The sequence below is a fragment of the Alkaliphilus transvaalensis ATCC 700919 genome, assembly GCF_000621485.1.
Lineage (GTDB): Bacteria > Bacillota > Clostridia > Peptostreptococcales > Natronincolaceae > Alkaliphilus > Alkaliphilus transvaalensis.
Genome location: NZ_KK211286.1, coordinates 292,928 through 312,888 on the forward strand (window position 1 = coordinate 292,928; position 19,961 = coordinate 312,888).

At 36.0% G+C, this 19,961-nt stretch carries 12 protein-coding genes; 9 read left to right on the plus strand and 3 right to left on the minus strand.

The features are described 5' to 3' along the window. Positions 1-25 precede the first annotated feature (25 nt). The 7 genes from T335_RS0116695 to T335_RS0116725 all read left to right on the plus strand — a co-directional run bounded on the left by T335_RS0116695 (position 26) and on the right by T335_RS0116725 (position 13,888). Complete coding sequence (locus tag T335_RS0116695; RefSeq protein WP_051569370.1) at positions 26-8,587, plus strand: GH36-type glycosyl hydrolase domain-containing protein; 8,562 nt, start codon at positions 26-28, stop codon at positions 8,585-8,587. 242 nt (positions 8,588-8,829) lie between these two features. Then, positions 8,830-9,621 (plus strand): class I SAM-dependent methyltransferase, encoded by a 792-nt coding sequence (locus tag T335_RS0116700; RefSeq protein ID WP_026478551.1) that lies wholly within the window; start codon positions 8,830-8,832, stop codon positions 9,619-9,621. 280 nt (positions 9,622-9,901) lie between these two features. Beyond that, a complete protein-coding gene (locus T335_RS21125) occupies positions 9,902-10,468 on the plus strand; it encodes an NfeD family protein (RefSeq protein ID WP_051569371.1) in 567 nt (188 codons plus the stop codon). A 61-nt stretch (positions 10,469-10,529) separates the two neighbouring features. After that, the gene (locus tag T335_RS21130) at positions 10,530-11,966 is read left to right on the plus strand and encodes a flotillin family protein (RefSeq protein ID WP_034328792.1); all 1,437 of its coding nucleotides are present in this window, start codon (positions 10,530-10,532) and stop codon (positions 11,964-11,966) included. Between the two features lie 305 nt (positions 11,967-12,271). Then, complete coding sequence (locus T335_RS0116715; protein WP_026478552.1) at positions 12,272-12,460, plus strand: PspC domain-containing protein; 189 nt, start codon at positions 12,272-12,274, stop codon at positions 12,458-12,460. 43 nt (positions 12,461-12,503) lie between these two features. Beyond that, a complete protein-coding gene (locus tag T335_RS22085; RefSeq protein ID WP_026478553.1) occupies positions 12,504-12,989 on the plus strand; it encodes a PspC domain-containing protein in 486 nt (161 codons plus the stop codon). A 5-nt stretch (positions 12,990-12,994) separates the two neighbouring features. Next, positions 12,995-13,888 carry a LiaI-LiaF-like domain-containing protein gene (locus T335_RS0116725; protein ID WP_026478554.1) on the plus strand — a complete coding sequence of 298 codons (894 nt, stop codon included), beginning with the start codon at positions 12,995-12,997 and terminating at the stop codon, positions 13,886-13,888. Between the two features lie 215 nt (positions 13,889-14,103). Here the strand turns inward: T335_RS0116725 and T335_RS0116730 are convergent, their stop codons facing one another. The 3 genes from T335_RS0116730 to T335_RS0116740 are packed head-to-tail and all read right to left on the minus strand — an operon-like array spanning position 14,104 to position 17,582. Then, entirely contained in the window at positions 14,104-16,065 is a 1,962-nt protein-coding gene (locus tag T335_RS0116730) for a TRAP transporter permease (RefSeq protein ID WP_051569372.1), read from the minus strand. Further along, entirely contained in the window at positions 16,058-16,609 is a 552-nt protein-coding gene (locus T335_RS0116735; protein ID WP_026478556.1) for a DUF1850 domain-containing protein, read from the minus strand. The genes T335_RS0116730 and T335_RS0116735 overlap by 8 nt, the downstream gene beginning before the upstream one ends. Further along, positions 16,596-17,582, minus strand: a complete 987-nt coding sequence (locus tag T335_RS0116740) for a TAXI family TRAP transporter solute-binding subunit (RefSeq protein ID WP_034328794.1) — start codon at positions 17,580-17,582, stop codon at positions 16,596-16,598. Before T335_RS0116740 ends, T335_RS0116735 begins: the two co-directional genes overlap by 14 nt. Before the next feature lie 702 nt (positions 17,583-18,284). On the opposite strand from T335_RS0116740, the gene T335_RS0116745 reads away from it, so the two are divergent. After that, entirely contained in the window at positions 18,285-19,061 is a 777-nt protein-coding gene (locus tag T335_RS0116745; protein WP_026478558.1) for a putative hydro-lyase, read from the plus strand. Beyond that, the gene (locus T335_RS0116750) at positions 19,058-19,948 is read left to right on the plus strand and encodes a DUF4392 domain-containing protein (RefSeq protein WP_026478559.1); all 891 of its coding nucleotides are present in this window, start codon (positions 19,058-19,060) and stop codon (positions 19,946-19,948) included. Before T335_RS0116745 ends, T335_RS0116750 begins: the two co-directional genes overlap by 4 nt. Positions 19,949-19,961 lie beyond the last annotated feature (13 nt).

The following is a 19,961-nucleotide window of genomic DNA, read 5'->3' on the forward strand; positions in this document are numbered from 1 at the left end:
TGATAGAAAGGTGATGAAAAGGGAGATGATTTCAAGATTTAATGATTATTTAAATAGAAAGAATATAGAGATTGATGAAGTTAAGGATGTAATACTAAATATGGAAGACTTAGAGAAGCAAGCCAAAAGAATGGCTAAGGCCCATACTGTCTCTAAGGAACTAAAATCTACAAAATCCCTATTGTATAGACTGGATGATCATTATGAAAAAATTTCTGCAATCTATCAAGAGGTATATTTAAATAACCAAAAACAATATGAAGTCTCTCCCGCTTCCCAATGGTTACTTGATAACTTTTACAAGATTGAAGAACAGGTTAAGGATGTAAGGCAAAATATATTTAAGGAAAGATTTTTAAAGTTAAGTATTTTAGAAGGGGGTTATCTAAAGGGATTGCCACGGGTATACGCAATTATGCTAAAGCTTGTCTCCCATACCGATGGCAGGTTAGATGAAGATACGTTAATTAGGTTTGTAAATGCCTATCAAAGAAGACAGGTTTTAACAATCGCAGAAATATGGTCATTATCCCTAATGCTAAGGATTGCGTTAATCGAAAGGATTAGGATCATCTGCGAAGGAATTGAGAAGACAGAAAGGGCTTGGCGGCAAGCAGAAGACTTAATTGGAAGAAAAACAGATGAAATAGAGGACTATATAAAAGAAGTAATAGATACAGGAATAGGGGTTAATGCCCCATTGGTAGAACATCTGCTAAGAATATTAAGGCAAGAAGAGGGAGAAGGTTTTGCAGTAATTTCTTATATTGAAGAGAGTTTGCGACAATATAACCTCAGCATGAAGGAACTGGTTGAAGATGTCCATAACCAACAGGCTGCTGCCAAAATTACCATCGGAAACTGTATTATCAGTCTTACCTTGGTAGCTACAATTGATTGGAACGATATTTTTGAGGATATGAGTATTGTTGAGGCTATTTTAAGGGAAGACCCAGCAGGAGTTTATGCTAAAATGGATTTTGAATCAAGGGACTATTATCGAAAGCGAATAGAAAAAATAGCTCAACAAAGGGGAACTTCTGAAATCAAGGTGGCTCAAGAGGTCCTAAGGCAATCTAAAGAAGTTGAAGGAGCTGACCCCAACAATCCAAAGTTACATGTGGGTTATTACCTGCTTCAAAAAGAAAGAAAAAGTCTATCCCAGTACTTAACGCCAATCATTTTGGGGACAGTACTTATTGTAGCCCTATTACAATTATATAGTTATTATTATTTAGAAAGCTTTGATCTATTATTGAGTTTTATTATTCTTAGTATAACTGTTATACCGGCAAGTGACATCGTCATCCCATTGGTAAATAGAGTATATACAAGAAGATACCCTCCAGACTTTATACCAAGATTAGCCTATAGAGATGGAATACCCCAAGAAGTGGCAACAATGGTAGTGGTTCCTACTTTAGTAACTGACCAAGATAGAGTAAAAGACCTATTACAACAGTTAGAAGTGTATTATTTGGCTAATCGAGAAGAGAATATTTACTTTTCGATAGCAGGTGACTTTAAAGACTCAACAGAAGAGGAGTCGCCGACGGATGAGGGAATTATTGCATTTGCAATGAAGGAAGTAAAGAAATTAAATAAAAAGTATGCCAAAGAAGGCCCCATTTTTTACTATTTTCATCGTCAAAGACAGTATTCCAAAACCCAAGGAAAGTGGATGGGATGGGAGCGGAAAAGAGGGGCCCTTGATGAATTTAATCGATTGCTTTTAGGGGATAAAAAAACAAGTTATTCCTTTGTATCAGGGGATATATCCCATTTAAAAGAAATTAAATATGTCATTACGCTAGATGCAGATACTTATCTTCCCATGAATACAGCAAAAAAATTGATAGGGATGATGTCCCATCCTCTAAACCGCCCGGTTATTGATTTAGAGAAGAAAATTGTTTCAGGTGGTTATGGATTAATACAACCTCGAGTAGATGTCAGTGTAGAGGGGGCAAATCAATCCTTTCTAACTAAGGTATTTGCAGGGCAGGCGGGAATAGACCCATATTCAACTGCCAGTTCTGAAGTCTATCAAGATTTATTTGGAGAGGGAATCTTCACCGGGAAGGGAATATACGATCTTGAAGTATTTAATCAAATTTTGGGAGAAGCAATACCAGAAAATTCAATATTAAGTCATGACTTATTAGAGGGAAGTCATTTACGCACTGGTTTAGCCACTGACCTGTACCTAGTCGATGGGTACCCTGCAAAGTATAGTAGCTATATGATGCGACTCCACCGTTGGGTTAGGGGAGATTGGCAATTGGTAAAATGGTTAAGTGCTACGGTTAGAAATAAAGAAGGAAATTTAATATCTAATCCTTTAAGTTCTCTATCTAAATGGAAAATCTTCGACAATTTAAGAAGGAGTTTAGTTTCCATTAGCTTAGTTCTATTATTTATATTAGGGATGTCAATCTTACCAGGTTCTCCTTTAGTTTGGTTGGGTTTAGGGTTATTAACCCTTTTATTCCCTTTTATCTTATCGGTTGCAGACTATATTAAGATTAAGTACTATACTGCTGCTAGAGAAGGATTACGGGGAAATTTAGCTATAGGAACGAAGCATACCTTTTACATGGTACTTTTAAACTTAGTCTTTTTACCCCATCATGCCTTTATGATGGCAGATGCCATTGTTAGAACCTTAAATAGAGTTTTTATTACAAGGCGTAATCTATTGGAATGGGTAACTGTAGCAGATTCTGAAAAGAAACTAAAAAATGATGTACAAAGCTATATCAGGAGAATGGTTTCCATCTTCCCAATTGTTGTTGTCGCCTTATGGGTAGGATTATTTGTCAAACCTAACAACCTTTTTTATGGACTGCCGATTCTTATAGGGTGGACAATTGCCCCTTGGGTGGCCTATTATACTAGTTTACAAAAGGAAAAAACCGTCGAGCCCCTTGAAAAGGAAGAACTACAAGAACTAAGGAGAATAGCCAGAAAGACCTGGGGATATTATGAAGATTTAGTAGGAGAGGAAGACCATTATTTACCCCCTGATAACCTTCAAATTTATCCACCTAGAGGTGTTGCCCATAGAACTTCCCCCACCAACATAGGCTTTTATCTAATGGCTGTTTTAAGTGCAAAGGACTTTGGCTATGTAACAACAAAAGAAATGGTTGAGCGGATCAAGGATACAATGAATACCTTGGGGCGCATAGAAACTTGGAAGGGACATCTTTACAATTGGTATGATACCAGAAACCTAGAGGTGTTAAGACCCCGTTATATTTCTACAGTAGATAGTGGAAACTTTGTTGCATACCTAATTACTTTAAAAGAAGGTTTAAAGGAAGCTTTATCAAAATCATTGATAGATAAAAGTTTAGTAGAAGGCATAAAAGATACGCTACAGATCATTAAAGGTGAAGATGAGGAAGAATATCCTCAGTTGGTTTTAATAGATGAGTTGATAGAAAGAGATAAAATTACTTTGAAGGAATATATAGACCTATTGGATGCTTTTGAAAGGGGAGAGTGGCCCTTAAAAAGTGATGAAGAAGGTAGGCTAGAAAGTCATATAAGGGGTTGTAGGGAAGAATTAAACACTTATTTTCCTTGGTTAAAAAGCTTAGTAGAAAGACAAGAGCTTATGGCTGCGATTGAATCTAGAGGGAACATTCGTAGTGTTTTAGAGGAGATTAAAAAAATTCCTTCTATTATGGAACTTAGAGAATTGTATAAACTATTGATTAAAGAAATAGATACTGCCCTTAAGGGGATCTCTAAAGAAGAAAGGGTATTGTTAACCTCACTAAGAGAAGAAGTGATGGTAGGTAAAGAAAACCTAGAAGATTTTATTAATGCCATTACCACCCTTGTCTTTGAAATTGAGGCTATGGCAGAAAAGACTGAGTTTATACATTTATATGACAAGAAGAGAAACCTTTTCTCGATAGGTTATCAAGTTGATGAAGAAAGACTGACTAATAGTTATTATGACCTATTGGCTTCGGAGGTTAGAACAACCAGCTATTTAGCCATTGCTAGAAGAGAAGTACCGCAAAAGCACTGGTTTAAGCTAGGTAGGGCGCTATCGATTATTAATGGCCATCGAGGTTTAGTTTCTTGGACAGGAACAATGTTTGAATATTTGATGCCCTATTTAACTATGAAAAACTATGAAAATACTTTGATGGATGAAACCATTAAAACAGTTGTAAAGGCCCAAAAGAGACATGGTAATAAACTTAATATTCCTTGGGGGATCTCCGAATCGGGATATTACGCTTTCGATACTGCTTTAAATTATCAATACAAAGCTTTTGGTGTGCCAGACCTTGGTCTAAAACGGGGGTTAATTGATGAAATTGTCGTATCCCCCTATTCTACCCTATTAGCATTACCTATTGACCCTAAGGGTGTTATTGATAACGTAAAGCGACTAGTACATGAAGGAGTAGAAGGGAAATATGGCTTTTATGAGGCGATTGACTATACATCTGAAAGATTACCAATAAGCGAAAATAAACAAGTGGTAAAGAGTTTTATGGCCCATCACTTAGGCATGAGCTTAGTTTCTTTAAATAACTATTTTCATAATAATATCATACAAGAAAGGTTCCATCGAGATCCTGTAATGAAATCTGGAGAACTTTTATTACAAGAACGAATCCCTTTAAGGGTAATTGTAACGAAGGAATATAAAGAAAGATTAGAGGAAGTTAAAGGACTGGAGACCCCACTAGAACAAGTAGTTAGAAAGTATGGTGTACCAGAAACTTTGCCTCCCAAGTGCCATGTTCTTTCTAATGGTACCTATGGTATTTTATTGACGGACGGAGGGAATGGATACAGTCGGAAAGATGATATTCAAATAACTAGATGGCGAGAAGATATGATGGCAGAGGGTTATGGAACCTATCTTTTTATCCATAATACAGGAGATGGAGGTACATGGTCTGCCACCTATGAGCCCCTTAAGAAGGCACCCGATGGTTATCAAGTTATCTTTACTCAAGATAAGGCCACCTATATTCGTAATGACAATAATATAGAAACGAAAACAGAAGTCTTTGTTTCTCCAGAAGATCAAGTTGAGATTAGAAGAGTTACCCTAACGAACCATAATATAGAGGCAGTAAATCTGCAGGTCACCAGCTATTTCGAAACTGTTATGACGAATCAGTCCTCCGATGTAGCACATCCCGCCTTTAGCAATTTATTTGTTAGAACAGAGTTTTTGACAGAATATGATGCACTATTGGCGTCAAGAAGACCTAGGGGACATGACCAAACCACCCAATGGATTTTTCATAGCCTTATGGTAGAAGGTCAAACTGTTGGTGGGATACAATATGAAACCAATAGAGGAAATTTTATTGGCAGAGGAAAGACAATTGCAAACCCAGTCGCTTTAGATCACCCATTAAAAAACACCACAGGGATTGCAATAGACCCTATTATGAGTTTAAGAAGAGGCGTTAGAGTACCAGAAGGAGGAACTGTGGTAATCACCTATACTACAGGGATTGAGGAAAGCAAAGAAGCTGTGGTGGAGCTAGTGAAGAAATATCACGAGGATAACATCATAGAACGGGCTATGGATCTAGCATTAACCAGAAGTCAGGTGGAAAATACCTTCTTTAACTTTAAGGCAAAAGAAATTAAGGTTTTTCAAGAAATGCTGTCTTTTATGCTGTTTATAAACCCTATCAAACGTAGATACGCAGAAATTCTAAAGGAAAACCAAAAAGGACAATCGGCTTTATGGGCTTATGGTATTTCTGGAGATTTACCCATTTTACTAATTAGTATTAAAAGATTAGAGGATGCAGAATTGGTAAAAGAGGCTTTAAGAGCCCATGAATATTGGAGAACAAAGGGAATTAAAACAGATTTAGTGATCTTAAATGAAGATGAGAGTAATTACCTTCAGCCTTTACAACAATTATTGAGGGAAATGATATTCTCTAGTCCAAGTCGATTTCTAGAAAATCAACCAGGAGGAATTTTCTTAAGGGATGCTAATGTTATGCCACCTGAAGACATTGTACTACTCTATACGGTGGCTAGAATGATTTTAAAGGGTGAGGAAGGACCACTAAGAAAGCAAGTCCGACAATCCTTTGACATAGCCCAATTACCAAATGAAAAGACTTTCACTAATCCTAAAGAAAGATACATTAGTAAAGAAATTCCTATGGAGTTAGAATTTTTTAATGGTTATGGTGGCTTTAGTAAAGATGGGAAGGAATATGTTATCAAGCTAAGGGAAGAAAATCAAACGCCAGCACCATGGACTAATGTCGTGGCGAACAAGAACTTTGGGTTTATTGTTACAGAGTCGGGGGCTGGGTTTACTTGGGCAGAAAATAGTCGAGAAAATAAAATTACCCCTTGGTCAAATGATCCGGTTTCTGATAGACCAGGTGAAGTAATTTATCTTCGGGATGAAGATACAGGTGAGGTTTGGAATATAACACCTTTACCTAAACGACAAAATAATCATTATTTGATTAGACATGGTTTGGGGTACTCTGTTTTTCAAAACAATAGCCAAGGCTTAGAACAAGAACTAACCATGTTTGTACCTGAGGAAGACCCTGTAAAAATAAGCTTACTTAGTTTAAAAAACCCATCAACTACTAAAAGAAGGCTTTCAATAACTTATTATATAACTCCAGTTATGGGGGTAAGTGATGAGATGACCCGCCATTATCTAGCTACAGAGGAAAGTAAGGATACTGGGGGATTAATGGTAAGAAATCCCTATCAATCAGATTTTCCTAATAGAATTACATTTGTAGATTCTTCTGAAGGGATTACATCCTTTACTGGTGACAGAAGGGAGTTTATTGGTCTAAAAGGAAGTTTGGCAGAACCCGAAGCTTTAAAACGGGAAAAATTGTCCAATACCATAGGAGCTGCCCTAGATCCTTGTATTGCTCTACAATGTACTGTTGACCTAGAGGCTAATAGCCAAAAGGAGCTAACTTTCCTATTGGGACAAGAACAAGAAAAAAGTCATATTAGAAAGCTTGTTAAAAAATATAAAAACCTTAAAAACGCTAAGTCTGCACTAGAAGAAGTAAAAAATTATTGGAGTGGGTTATTTGAAACAATTCAAGTTAAGACACCAGATAAATCAATGGATTTCATGTTGAATGCATGGTTACTGTATCAAACCATATCCTGTAGGCTATGGGCAAGGTCAGCCTTCTATCAATCGGGGGGAGCCTATGGTTACCGTGATCAATTACAGGATGCCATGAATATGCTTCATCCTTATCCGGAAGCAGTTAGAAGGCAAATCATCATCCATTGCCAGCATCAGTTTGTTGAAGGCGATGTACAACATTGGTGGCACCCAGGAGCAGGTGAAAAGGGGATAAGAACTAGATTTTCTGATGATCTATTGTGGTTGCCCTATGCAACAGCAGAATATTTTAACCACACTAAGGATGAGTCGATCTTAAGGGAAATAACCCACTTTTTAGAGGAAGAACCCTTGAGGGAGGGGGAAGATGAGCGTTATGGGGTACCGAGAATTTCAGAAGAGAAATCTACAGTGTATGACCATTGTATTAGAGCTATTGAAAGGGCTCTAAAGTATGGCGTTAATGGCATTCCGTTAATGGGTTCTGGTGATTGGAATGACGGTATGAGTACAGTTGGTAACAAAGGTAAAGGAGAAAGTGTTTGGCTAGGTTGGTTTATTCATCGTATCCTTAAAAAGTTCTCTGAAATATGCTATTTGATGGAGGACAAGGAACGGGGAGATCGATATATAAAAATTGCAGATGAAATTGAAAGTAATATCGATCAAAATGCATGGGATGGAGATTGGTACATCAGAGCCTTCTATGATGATGGAAGCCCCTTGGGTTCTTCCCAGAATACAGAGTGTATAATTGACTCACTAGCCCAGTCTTGGTCAATCATTGCAAGGGATGAAGAACATCCTAGAAGTCGAATTGCTATGAGGTCTGTAGAAGATTATCTAATTAAAAAGGAAGAAGGGTTGATTCTACTCTTTACCCCACCCTTTGATGATAGTGACCAAGAGCCTGGTTATATTAAAGGTTATGTGCCTGGGGTTAGGGAAAATGGTGGACAATATACCCATGCAGCTTCTTGGGTTATTAAAGGCTTTGCCCAATTAAAAGAGGGAGACAAAGCTTGGGAGCTTTATAACATGATTAACCCTATTAACCATACTCGAACCCAATTAGAATGCGCTGTCTATAAGGTAGAACCCTATGTTATGGCTGCTGATGTCTATGCAGTAGCTCCCCATGTGGGTAGAGGCGGTTGGACTTGGTATACAGGTGTAGCTGGTTGGATGTACAGCGTCGGACTCGAAGATATTTTAGGAATAAAGAGGAGAGGTAACCAACTAATCATTGACCCTTGTATCCCAAAAGATTGGAAAGAGTTTGAAATTAAGTACCGCTTTGGAAATACCCTATATCACATCTTTGTTACTAACAATGATGGGGTAAATTATGGGGTTAAATCTTTAAAGTTAGATGAAGAATTGCAAGAAAATGCAACAATACAACTTTCAGAGGATGGTAAAGAACATCGAGTTGAAGTTGCAATGGGGCAGAAGTAGCTGTAAAGTTCTCTTATTTTAATAATAATTAAAGTGGAACTTTATTCGTTATAAAAAAGGTACTGTCTAGAGGGGCAGTACCTTTTTTAATGACAAATATGATATATCGACAAAATTCATCAAATACTGCATAAATTTAATGATATGATTAGATAGATGATACTATCATTACAGCATCTAAAGTTAGAAAGTAGTTAGTTATAGTAAATTAACAAACATATAAATTGCTGGGGGGAGTTAAAATGAATCAAATAGAAGCTAATAAACATGCGTGGGGATTATTGTCTGAAGACCATTATCATCACTTCAAAAAAAGGTTTTTGGAGGACAGTTATCGTTTGAACCCTATAGTTTTGAAAGAAATAGGAGATGTAGCTGGTAAAACCATATTGCATTTACAATGTAATACTGGGGCAGATTCCATAGCTTTAGCTAAATTGGGGGCGAAATCTGTAACTGGTGTAGATTTAGTTCCTGATAATGTTAAATTTGCTAAGCAATTAGCAGAAGACCTAGGCGTTGAGAATGTAGATTTTATTGAATCCGATATCATGGAACTGATGGACAAGCATGAGGGGAAATATGATATCGTATTTACATCCGATGGAGCAATAGGTTGGTTGCCAGATTTTAATAAATGGGGTAGAACCCTTCGGCATTTTCTTAAGGAGGATGGATATTTTTATGTACATGATGGGCATCCCTTCTTTTTAAGTTTTGATGAAGAAAAAATAAAAGACGGAATACTAGATTTAAAATATCCTTACTTTGATTCAGAAGCTGACTTTTCTAGTTCTATTGGGGGATATGCATCCCAAACAAAGGAGGCTAATAATTATTACTGGATGTATACCATAAGTAAGTTAATTAATGCCTTGAGTCAAGCAGGACTATTTATAGAATACCTACAGGAATATGACCGGTGTGCCCCTGGTATGGGCGGCACAGCATTAGATGATGAAGGACTATGCTATTACCCACAATTGGAAGGAAAATTACCTTTGGTATTTAGTTTAAAGGCGACACCGAGGTAAGAGTACTAAAGGGGTGTAGCCATATAAATTTTTCTAGAGATATAAAAAAGTTAAAAAAAGGAAGGGGATTGTAAACTTTTGTAGAATATAATGATGTATAGAAGTATACAAAAAAAGAAAAGGAGCAAAAATAGATATTTATATAGATATTTATATAGATATTTATATAGAATATAATAATTTTACTGATGGATAGTGTTGTAATAATCCTTACATTAGCATATAAGTGAATGAGGGATATTGTTAAAGCTTATACAAATTAAGATAAGGGGTGGGGCTAGTGGATATGCTTACATTTTATGATATTTGTTTTAAGGTAGGAGTATTATTTACTGTTGTCTCCTTTGTACTAGGACAATTATTTGATTTTATGGATTTTGATGGAGACCTTGATTTAGATGGAGATGTGCATGGTTTGGCGGTGTCCCCCTTTAAGCCAGTTGTTATAACAGCCTTTATTACCGTATTTGGCGGGGCAGGGCTTATGGCTTCAAGTAAAGGCTTTAATCCGATTGCTACCTTTGCCATTGCAGTAGTAAGTGCTTTTATTATAGCAGGCTTATTTTTTAAATTAGTCATTGTACCTCTACACAAGGCTCAAAATACCAGTGCAATTTCACAACACAGTCTGATTGGTCATAAAGCAAAAGTCGATCTTCCCATGACGGGAGGAACTTTTGGAAAAATCACCTATATCATTGGCGGAAATACTTATACTGCTCCTGCTAAGTCAGAGAATGGTGATGACATATTAAAGGGAGAAGCTGTAACGATATCAGCAATTAAAGACAATGTTTTTTATGTTTCCAGATCCATATATGAAGAGGAAAAGGAGATTGAACTTTAGTATATTGGAAGGGGGATAGACAGACTTACTAAGTAGACTATTATTTTAAAGGAGGTTTATTATGGATATACCTATGATTCCTATTATTATTGTTGGAGTGTTAGTGCTATTAATATTTAGTGTTCTTTTAATGTGGAAAAAGGTTCCACAAGATAAGGCTATTGTAATAACAGGTCTTAATAAGCGGGTTATTTCTGGGGGCGGGGGCTTTGTTGTTCCACTTTTAGAAAGAACTGATATTATATCTTTAGAGAACATGAAGATAGAAGTAAGAACCGATGGCGCCCTTACAGAACAAGGTGTTGATATTAAAGCTGATGGGGTTGCAGTATTAAAGGTAAAATCAGACTTAGAATCTATACTTTCTGCCATCGAGCAGTTTAATACTGGTTCTGAAAAATCTACTATTGAAAGTATAAAAGATACTGCTAAAGACGTACTTGAAGGTAAGCTTCGTGAGATTATTTCTAAAATGTCTGTTGAAGAGATTTACAAGGATAGAGAAAAGTTTGCATCACAGGTACAAGAAGTAGCAGCTTTAGACTTAGCCCAAATGGGTCTAGAAATTAAAGCCTTTACCATCAGAGACATTAAAGATGACAATGGATACTTAATAGCTCTAGGTAAGAAAAGAATAGCTGAAGTTAAAAGAGATGCTGAAATTGCAGAAGCAGAAGCTACTAAAGAGACAAAGATCAAAACTGCAAATGCCAACCGTGAGGGGGAGCATGCTAGATTAGTTGCTGAAACTCAGATTGCAGAATCGACTAAAGAAAAAGAACTTAAGGTGCAGGCATATCGTAAAGACCAGCAAACTGAAACTGCTAAAGCCGACCTTGCTTATGAAATAGAAGCAAGTAAGGTGCAACAGGAAGTAGAAAAAGAAAAGATGCAGGTTCAAATTGTTAGAAAACAAAAAGAAATTGAATTAGCCGAGCAAGAGGCTCTAAGAAAAGAAAGAGAACTTGATGCTACAGTTAAAAAATTAGCAGAAGCAGAAAAGTTTAGTCATCATAAAAAGGCAGAGGCTGCAAGATATCAAGAAATACAACAAGCAGAAGCGGCAGCTGAATCTATTCGTTTAAGAGGTACTGCAAATGCATCGGCTAAGAGAGAAGAAGGTATGGCAGAAGTAGATATTATTCGTGAAAAGGGTAAAGCTGAAGCCGAAGCAATGATGAAAAAGGCAGAAGCCTTCAAACTATATAACGATGCTGCGATAACTCAAATGATTATCGAAAAGCTACCTGAAATTGCTAAGGCAGTTGCAGAACCGCTATCAAAAACAGAGAAAATTGTTATTGTTGACTCTGGAAATGGTAGTGGCCAAGGGGCAGCAAAAGTGTCTAAGTATGTAACTGACATTATGGCTACTTTACCAGAAACAGTTAATGCATTAACTGGTACAGACTTAACTCAACTATTAAGGGGAGTAACTGGTGCTGTAACTAAAGAATCTACCCAATCTAATGTTACATACATCGAAGAAGAAGAGTAAAAAAATTTACACTTTAAATAGTTAAATAAAATCTAGATTAAATCGATCTTTGTCGATCCTTTAGAAAACCCTACAGTATTACAAAATATTGTAGGGTTTTTTTATCTGTTTTTGTATAACTGAGGAAATTGTATATTACTATGATGTGAATTAATTTTCGTTTAATATAAAGCTTTTATTTATTTTTTAAAAATTTTATATGTTTTTATTTAATTTTATAAACAAATTTGAAAAACAATCGTATTAGTAAGTAGAAGTAATTATTATATATTATTTATACTGGTTTAATTTAGGAGGGGATTTATATGAAGAAAAAATTATATTTATCAAGTAGTGATAAAAAATTGGCAGGTGTATGTGGAGGAATCGCTGAGTATTTTGACATAGACTCGACAATTGTAAGGTTAGGCTGTGTCTTTTTAGCTTTTACTGGCGGTGGTGTTATTGCTTATATTGTTGCCGCAATTATTATGGAAGAGAATACGGCTAAGTAGTTTATTTGAATAAGCTAAGATGAATTAATAGGAGGATACTGAAATGAAAAAACGTTTATATTTATCAAGAAATGACAAAAAGTTAGCAGGAGTATGTGGTGGTGTTGCAGATTACTTTGATATCGATGTAACATTAGTAAGGTTGTTATGGATACTCTTTTCCGTATCTGGTGGAGCGGGGGTTGTAATCTATATTATTGCCGCAATTATTATGGATGAAGAGCCTCGCAACTACACACCAAAGGCAGACTTTAAAAATGTTAGGGACGCTGAAATAGTTGGAGAGGAAAGAAATGACCATGGAAATCAAAATGAAAATGAAGAAATTCAAATTGATGAAACCAAAGGTACCTCTCAAAGTAGAGGAAAAGATAAAGATCACCTCTTAATTGGAGGGGTATTGGTTATACTGGGAGCCTTTATCTTTAGTAGAAATATTTTAGGTTTGTATTGGCTCAATATTAGATTTCTAACACCTATGGTTTTAATTGGAGTAGGGCTAGTTGTAATCCTTAATGGAAGGAAGTGATTCTATTGAATCGTGAGAGAATAGTTAGCGGTATTATCTTTATCGGAATCGGTTTATTGCTATTACTGGCTAACTTAGGATATTTCAGTTGGTGGATTTTGGGTTCTCTTTGGGAGTTTTGGCCATTGATTCTAATTGTAATAGGAATCAATACCATATTTAAAAAAAGTACTATTGTGGCGGTAATTTCTTGGGTATTATTTTTCGCAGTATTAGTTGGTTATAGCTTTTACTTTGATGGAAGAATTTCAAATAATATTACTAGAAATCATATGAATGAAATAGAAGTTAATAAAATGGAAGAAACTCAGACGGGAGAACTTAAGTTAAACTTAGGAGGACTAAGGCTAATGATTGGAGGGACAGAAGAACCACTATTGATTGATACGAATTATGCTCCAGATTATATTTCACCAAACATTAGCTATAGAAATGGTAATAAAAATGCTGTAATAAACATTAATTCAATTAATAACACTAGAGTAATTAATTTTAATCCAAGCGGGGAGCTGTTCGATTTTAACTTGAATAAAGATGTTGTTTGGGATATCGATGCTAGTGTTGGAGCTGTGTCGGGGGACATTGACTTAAGAGAGCTTCAAATTAAAGACTTTAAATTAAATGTAGGGGCAGGAAGTTTAGATTTGTACTTTGGTGATGCATATCCTGAAACAAATGTAAGAATAGATGGAGGGGCCAGCAACATAAAGATCAATATAGCAGAAGAAGCAGGAGTTAGAATGAAGATTGATGGATTAGTAAGTAAATCAAACTTAGCTAATTTAGGTTGGGTTAATAGAGGAGACTATTACTATTCTCCCAACTATGATGAAGCTTCTTCAAAGATTAGTTTTGATGTAAAGATTGGTGTTGGAAAAGTAGATGTCGTTGTAAATTAAGAGATTACAGCATAAAATCCCTGTTACTAATAGAAAATGAATAATATCAAATGAAATCAAATAAAATTAAAAAAATCAAATAAAATTAAAAAAATCAAATAAAAATAGCTACTTCAGTAATCTTTGGGAAGTAGCTATTTCTCTTGAAACTGGAGCTAAGTTAATATACTCCAGTTTTTTAGTTAAAAAGAAGACTCTATGCAATTAGTATAACTTTATGCATTTACCATAACATTCTTTTCTTTTTTATATCTATTAAACTGTAAAAGAACTGGGATGGCTAGAAGGGCAAAACCGATACCGTCAACCATCACATTTGGGTGAATTAGTAATAAGGCAGCTACAATAAATAAGATTCTTTCATAAATTTTAGTAAAGGTTAAGAAATAACCTTGAACACCGCTGGCAAAGGCAACAATCCCTAAGCAGGCTGTAAGAATTGAAACAATAGCTTGACCTATGGTTACATCAATTAATAATAATGTTGGGCTCATGGCAAAGATAAAAGGAATTAAGAATCCTGCAGAGCCAAGTTTTAGAGCGTTTAAGCCAGTTTTGAAGGAGTCTCCGCCTGCGATACCAGCACCTGCATAGGCAGCTAGGGCAACGGGTGGCGTAACATCGGCAATAACACCAAAGTATAGAATAAATAGATGGGCTGCAATTAATGGTACACCTAATTCCGTTAGGGCAGGTGCGGCCATGGTTGCTAATACAATATATTTAGCTGTTGTAGGTAGCCCCATACCTAATATAATAGAAGCGATCATTGTAAGGAATAAAGTTGGTATTAATTTACCACCTGCAAGGCTAACAATTAAATTAGCAAAGGTTAGACCTAAACCTGTAAGGGTTACAATACCAACAATGATTCCAGCGCAGGCACATGCTGCCGCTACACTAACTGCTTTTTTTGCTCCATCTTCTAGGGCCGATAAAACAGCTTGTGGTTTAATTCTTGTATGGGATCTAAGTAGACTTACCCCTAAGGCAACAATAATACTTAAGAAGGCAGCTTTAAGAGGTGAGTAGATAATTAAAAATACTAGTACCCCCACCAGTGGTAGAAGGAGATGGAAGCCCATTGAAAATGTTTTCTTAAAGTTAGGCAAATCTTCCTTTGGCATTCCCTCTAAACCTTGTTTAGATGCCTGTAAATGAACCATGATGGTTACCCCTAAATAATACAATAAAGCTGGAACGATAGCACTAATAACAATTGTTATATAGGGTATATTTGTGAATTCTGACATGATAAAGGCAGCAGCCCCCATAACAGGTGGAAGTATTTGCCCCCCCGTGGAAGCGGCGGCTTCAACAGCTCCTGCAAAGTTTGCCTTATAGCCTACCTTTTTCATAAGGGGAATAGTAAAGGCACCTGTAGTAACGGTATTTGCAATAGAACTTCCAGAGATTGAACCCATAAATCCACTGGCTAAAACAGCTGCCTTTGCTGGTCCTCCCTTTAGGTGACCAGCCGTAGAAAAGGCAATATCAATAAAGAATTGACCAACACCTGTTATTTCTAGAAAAGCACCAAATAAAATAAACATAAATACGAAGGTGGAAGAAACTCCCAAAGGAGTACCAAAGATACCTTCTGTTGTCATATAAAGCTGATTTACTATTCTGGATAAGCTATAGCCTCTATGGCCGAGGGCTCCTGGTAGATAAGGCCCAACAAAGACATAGGCAATAAAAATCACTGCAATAATTGGAAGTTCTGGACCTATGCTACGGCGTGTAACTTCTAATACTAAGCCAATTGCTAAAATTCCCATAAAAATATCTAAATTAGTTGGCATTCCTCCACGACGGACTAGATCTTCAAAAAAGAATAGAATATAAGAAGTTACAATGATACCAGCACCTGTAAAGATCCAATCATAAATAGGAACTTTATTTTTGTTAGATTTCTTAGTGATTGGATACATTAGAAAACCTAGAACAAAGACAAAAAGTAGATGGAATGCTCTTTGTTTCATTGCCAACATGGTTCCAAAACCAGCAGTGTAAAGATGGAAAATCGACATTGAAATAGCTATTAAAGTAACTGCTGCAGCTAAGGATCCTTTAAATTTTCTGATATTGGATGACGTATCAAACTCGGCGAGTTTTTCATCTACATCTATATTAACGTCAAGACTGTCTTGAATACTTTTAGGTTTATTAGACATTTCGATTCCTCCTTTTGCTTAAGATATTTTGTAATCTAGTTATTTTTCTTGGTTTAACATCGATCAATGTGCCGCCCTCTACAAAATTTGCAAGAAAAAATTCACTTCCTTCTTGAAGAAGAAGGCGATGATTAGCTATATTTCCCACTCTTAGGGGAATGTAGGATAATTCCATATTGATTCCTTCGTTAATATATCTACCATTCTCTAATTTAAAGCTTCCGTAATTTTCAGTTGGTAGACCTGCTCCAAAAGAACTATATTCAGTTCGTGTTAATCTTAATGTATTATTCTCTGTAATTTCAAATACATCCCTAACAGTTGTTTTCATAACAGAATGGGTATAGTCGATATAAAATTCTTCTCCAATATCAAGTGCCACATTGAATAACGTTGATTCATCCACGGATAAACTAATTATTTGGATAGGTAAGAGTAAATAGATAAGCAGGCAAAGAAGTATTAGCATAGAAAAAATTAAGGAGAAGGGGTATCGATTAAATCGATACCCTAACCCTTTGTAAAGAGAATTACTTAGCTTCATTAAAGTAACGTTGTGCCCCTGGATGGATTTCTAAGGACATACCGTCAAATGCTTTATCTAAACTTACGTCTTCGCCTCTAGCATGGGCAGCTGCTAATGTATTTAGATTTTCATAGATTGACTTGGTAATATCATAAACTAAATCTTCATCTAATCCTGCTCTAACAGTTAACATCGCCATAACTGCAACGGCATTAACTTCTGTATCTTGATTTCTATAGGTTCCTGCTGGAATTTTAACTTCAGCATAGTATGGATATTCAGCAATTAATGACTTCGCTACATCTGAAGAAATAGGAAGTAAATTGATGCTGTGGGTAGTTGATAAATCAGTTATTGCGGCAGTTGGAGTACCTGCAGTAACAAATGCTGCCTGTACATGTCCATCTTTAAGGTTGTCTGCTGCTTCTGCAAAGGATAAATAATCAGCTTGGATATCGTCATAAGTAAGTCCATGGGCTGCTAAAATCTGTCTAGCATTAGCTTCTGTACCACTTCCTGGAGCACCTACAGCAACTCTTTTACCTCTTAAATCTTCAATGGAGTTAATATCAGCAGATGCATTTGCAACTATTTGAATTGTTTCAGGATATAGTGTAGCAATACCTCTAAGATTTTTCATTGGATCTCGATCATCAAACATTTCGATTCCATTAAAAGCATAATAGGAGATATCATTCTGAACTAATGCAAAATCTACGTCTCCAATGTTTAAGAGATTTACGTTTTCTACAGAAGCTCCTGTAGATTCGGCGTTAGCTGTAACACCGTCAACATGGGAAGTGATGATGTTAGCAACAGCTCCCCCTAAAGGATAATAAACGCCAGATGTTCCTCCTGTAGCAATAGCCAGACGAGAAGGTGTGGAATCATTTCCTCCAGTGTTAGAAGTACACCCTACCACAAAGGCAGCTAATAACATAATTCCAACTAAAAGTACTGCCATTGATTTAAATTTCTTTGTTTTTTTCATTTTTTTTCCCCCTTAAATTATTTTATATAAACACTCGGAAATCATGTCTCAGTTTAATTTTAAGATTCCCGGTGTGTCTTACAAAAATCATGATATATTTATACATTTACATTTAATGCTAAATGACTTATAATATTATTAAAATGAAAGATTTTTTATATATTAATTCAGTTGTATGTAAATGGTAGATATATCGAAAGATGAAGTGAAACTAGAAGTTCATTGGATATAACAAGTATTATAACAGCGATAGAAAAGAATTTCAAGAGTAATTATATTACAGTGCCATCAAAAAACTACAGAAAACTACTAAAAGAATTACAATTAACTGAAAATTTAATTGCAATTTGAGTTTTGTAAACTTGCATATATATTCAATTTCATCGATAAAAATATACAGTTCTAACGATTATTACTTCGAAATATTTACTTAAGAACAATACAATGCTTATTTTCCTATTGTTTAATAGGATAACTTTATGCCGTTATAAGGTCTCTAAACATAAGGAAAAAAGAAATAAGAAGTAGGAAATTAGAAATAGGAAATAAGAAAAAGGAAATAGATTGAGTATCACTTCACTATAGGGTTACTTTTAAATCAAAAAAATTCAAATAGATGTAATAGGTTAATAAAAGGACTTTAAAGATGAATGTTGAATACTAACTTAGGTTTGTCTACAGAAGTAAAAAGGGGGAAAGCAAATGAAAACCGGTAAAATTGCTAGATCAGAAATAAGAAGTGGAAAATGGAGAGGGCCGACCCCATCTTTAGCTCCAGGATACGCCCAAGCAAATTTAGTTGTACTTCCTAAAAAATATGCTTTTGATTTTTTTCTGTTTTGTCAAAGAAACCCAAAGCCTTGTCCTGTATTAGATGTCTGTGAAGGGGGGCAATACACTCCTGTTATTACAGCTCCAACAGGAGACATTAGAAAGGACATCCCCAAATATAGAATTTATAAGAATGGGCAACTGGAAAAAGAAGTGGAGGACATAACAGAGTACTGGTCTGAGGATATGGTGTCTTTTTTGTTAGGCTGCAGTTTCACCTTTGAAAATGCCCTGATGGAGGCGGGTGTGCCTGTTCGACATGTTGAAGAAAGCAAAAATGTACCTATGTATACAACGAATATAGAATGTGTCCCCGCTGGAATCTTTAATGGACCAATGGTTGTAAGCATGAGACCTGTTCCAAAGGAACTAGTTGAGAGGGCAATTGAGGTTACGTCAAAATTACCTAAGGTTCATGGGGCTCCTATTCATGTTGGTAGCCCAAAGGAAATTGGAATTTTAAATATTGATCAACCTGATTTTGGTGATGCTGTAACAATAAAAGAAGGAGAAATTCCAGTTTTCTGGGCCTGTGGTGTTACTCCTCAAGCTGCAATTATGAGGGTAAAGCCTGAAGTTGTTATTACCCACGCACCAGGGCATATGTTTATTACTGACATTAAAGATAAGGAGCTGATGGGATTATGATTAACAATTACTGTGAAAAGATTGAAAAATTAATTGGAATAGATGTAGGGGGGAGAGGACTTTCTAAGGCCCTACAATTAGGAGACTTAGAAGGGGCGGTTACAGAGCTTTACAATTCGGAGCGGGTTATAATTATAACTGGTTTCTGCATTCGTGATACTATGACAGGAGAAACTGATGGGCCAATAGGAACTGCTTCTTTAGCAAAGGGACTACTTAAGGTTGGTAAAGAGGTGATGATTGTAACAGATGAATTTTCAGTAGATTTAGTTAATGCTTGTTGTGGTGTGTTAGAGATAGATTGCATCATAGAAGTAGTTCCCTATGATGGTGCAGAAGACTACTGTACATCATTAATTAAGCGTTTTAAACCAACCCATGTGGTGGCTTTAGAACGGCCAGGTAGAGGAAAAAATGGTGGAAGCTATTCTATGCGTGGAGAAGATTTAAGCAGTTTTATTCCTAATACTGATCCTCTATTTTGGGAAGCCCAAAGAAAAGGGATTAAAACCATTGCTATCGGCGATGGTGGTAATGAAATGGGTATGGGAAAAATTGCTGAGTATATTAGTAAAAGTGTAAAGCATGGCCAGTTAATTTGTGCAGAAACTTCAGCTGACTTTCTGATCATAGCAGGGGTCTCCAATTGGGGAGGGCATGGAATTGTCGCAGGACTTTCTTTGAATGTTTGTGAAAACCTTCTACATGAAAGGTTCCATGAAATAAAGATGTTAGAAGAAATGATTAAAGTCGGTGGGGTGGATGGCTGTAGTAAACGTTCGGAATGTACAGTAGATGGATTAAGCCTAGAAACCAATTTAGAAATATTAGAGGGTTTACATGAATTAATAGAAGAACAACTTCAGACAGAAAAAAGTGTATCCTAATTTAAGAATAAGG

Excerpts from the sequence above, each read along its gene's own strand:
- T335_RS0116745 (WP_026478558.1), top strand. The coding sequence starts at position 18,285 with ATGAAAACCGGTAAAATTGCTAGATCAGAAATAAGAAGTGGAAAATGG.
- T335_RS0116695 (WP_051569370.1), top strand. The coding sequence starts at position 26 with ATGATTTCAAGATTTAATGATTATTTAAATAGAAAGAATATAGAGATT.
- T335_RS22085 (WP_026478553.1), top strand. The coding sequence starts at position 12,504 with ATGAAAAAACGTTTATATTTATCAAGAAATGACAAAAAGTTAGCAGGA.
- T335_RS21130 (WP_034328792.1), top strand. The coding sequence starts at position 10,530 with ATGGATATACCTATGATTCCTATTATTATTGTTGGAGTGTTAGTGCTA.
- T335_RS0116740 (WP_034328794.1), bottom strand. The coding sequence starts at position 17,582 with ATGAAAAAAACAAAGAAATTTAAATCAATGGCAGTACTTTTAGTTGGA.
- T335_RS0116750 (WP_026478559.1), top strand. The coding sequence starts at position 19,058 with ATGATTAACAATTACTGTGAAAAGATTGAAAAATTAATTGGAATAGAT.
- T335_RS0116730 (WP_051569372.1), bottom strand. The coding sequence starts at position 16,065 with ATGTCTAATAAACCTAAAAGTATTCAAGACAGTCTTGACGTTAATATA.
- T335_RS0116735 (WP_026478556.1), bottom strand. The coding sequence starts at position 16,609 with ATGAAGCTAAGTAATTCTCTTTACAAAGGGTTAGGGTATCGATTTAAT.
- T335_RS0116715 (WP_026478552.1), top strand. The coding sequence starts at position 12,272 with ATGAAGAAAAAATTATATTTATCAAGTAGTGATAAAAAATTGGCAGGT.
- T335_RS0116700 (WP_026478551.1), top strand. The coding sequence starts at position 8,830 with ATGAATCAAATAGAAGCTAATAAACATGCGTGGGGATTATTGTCTGAA.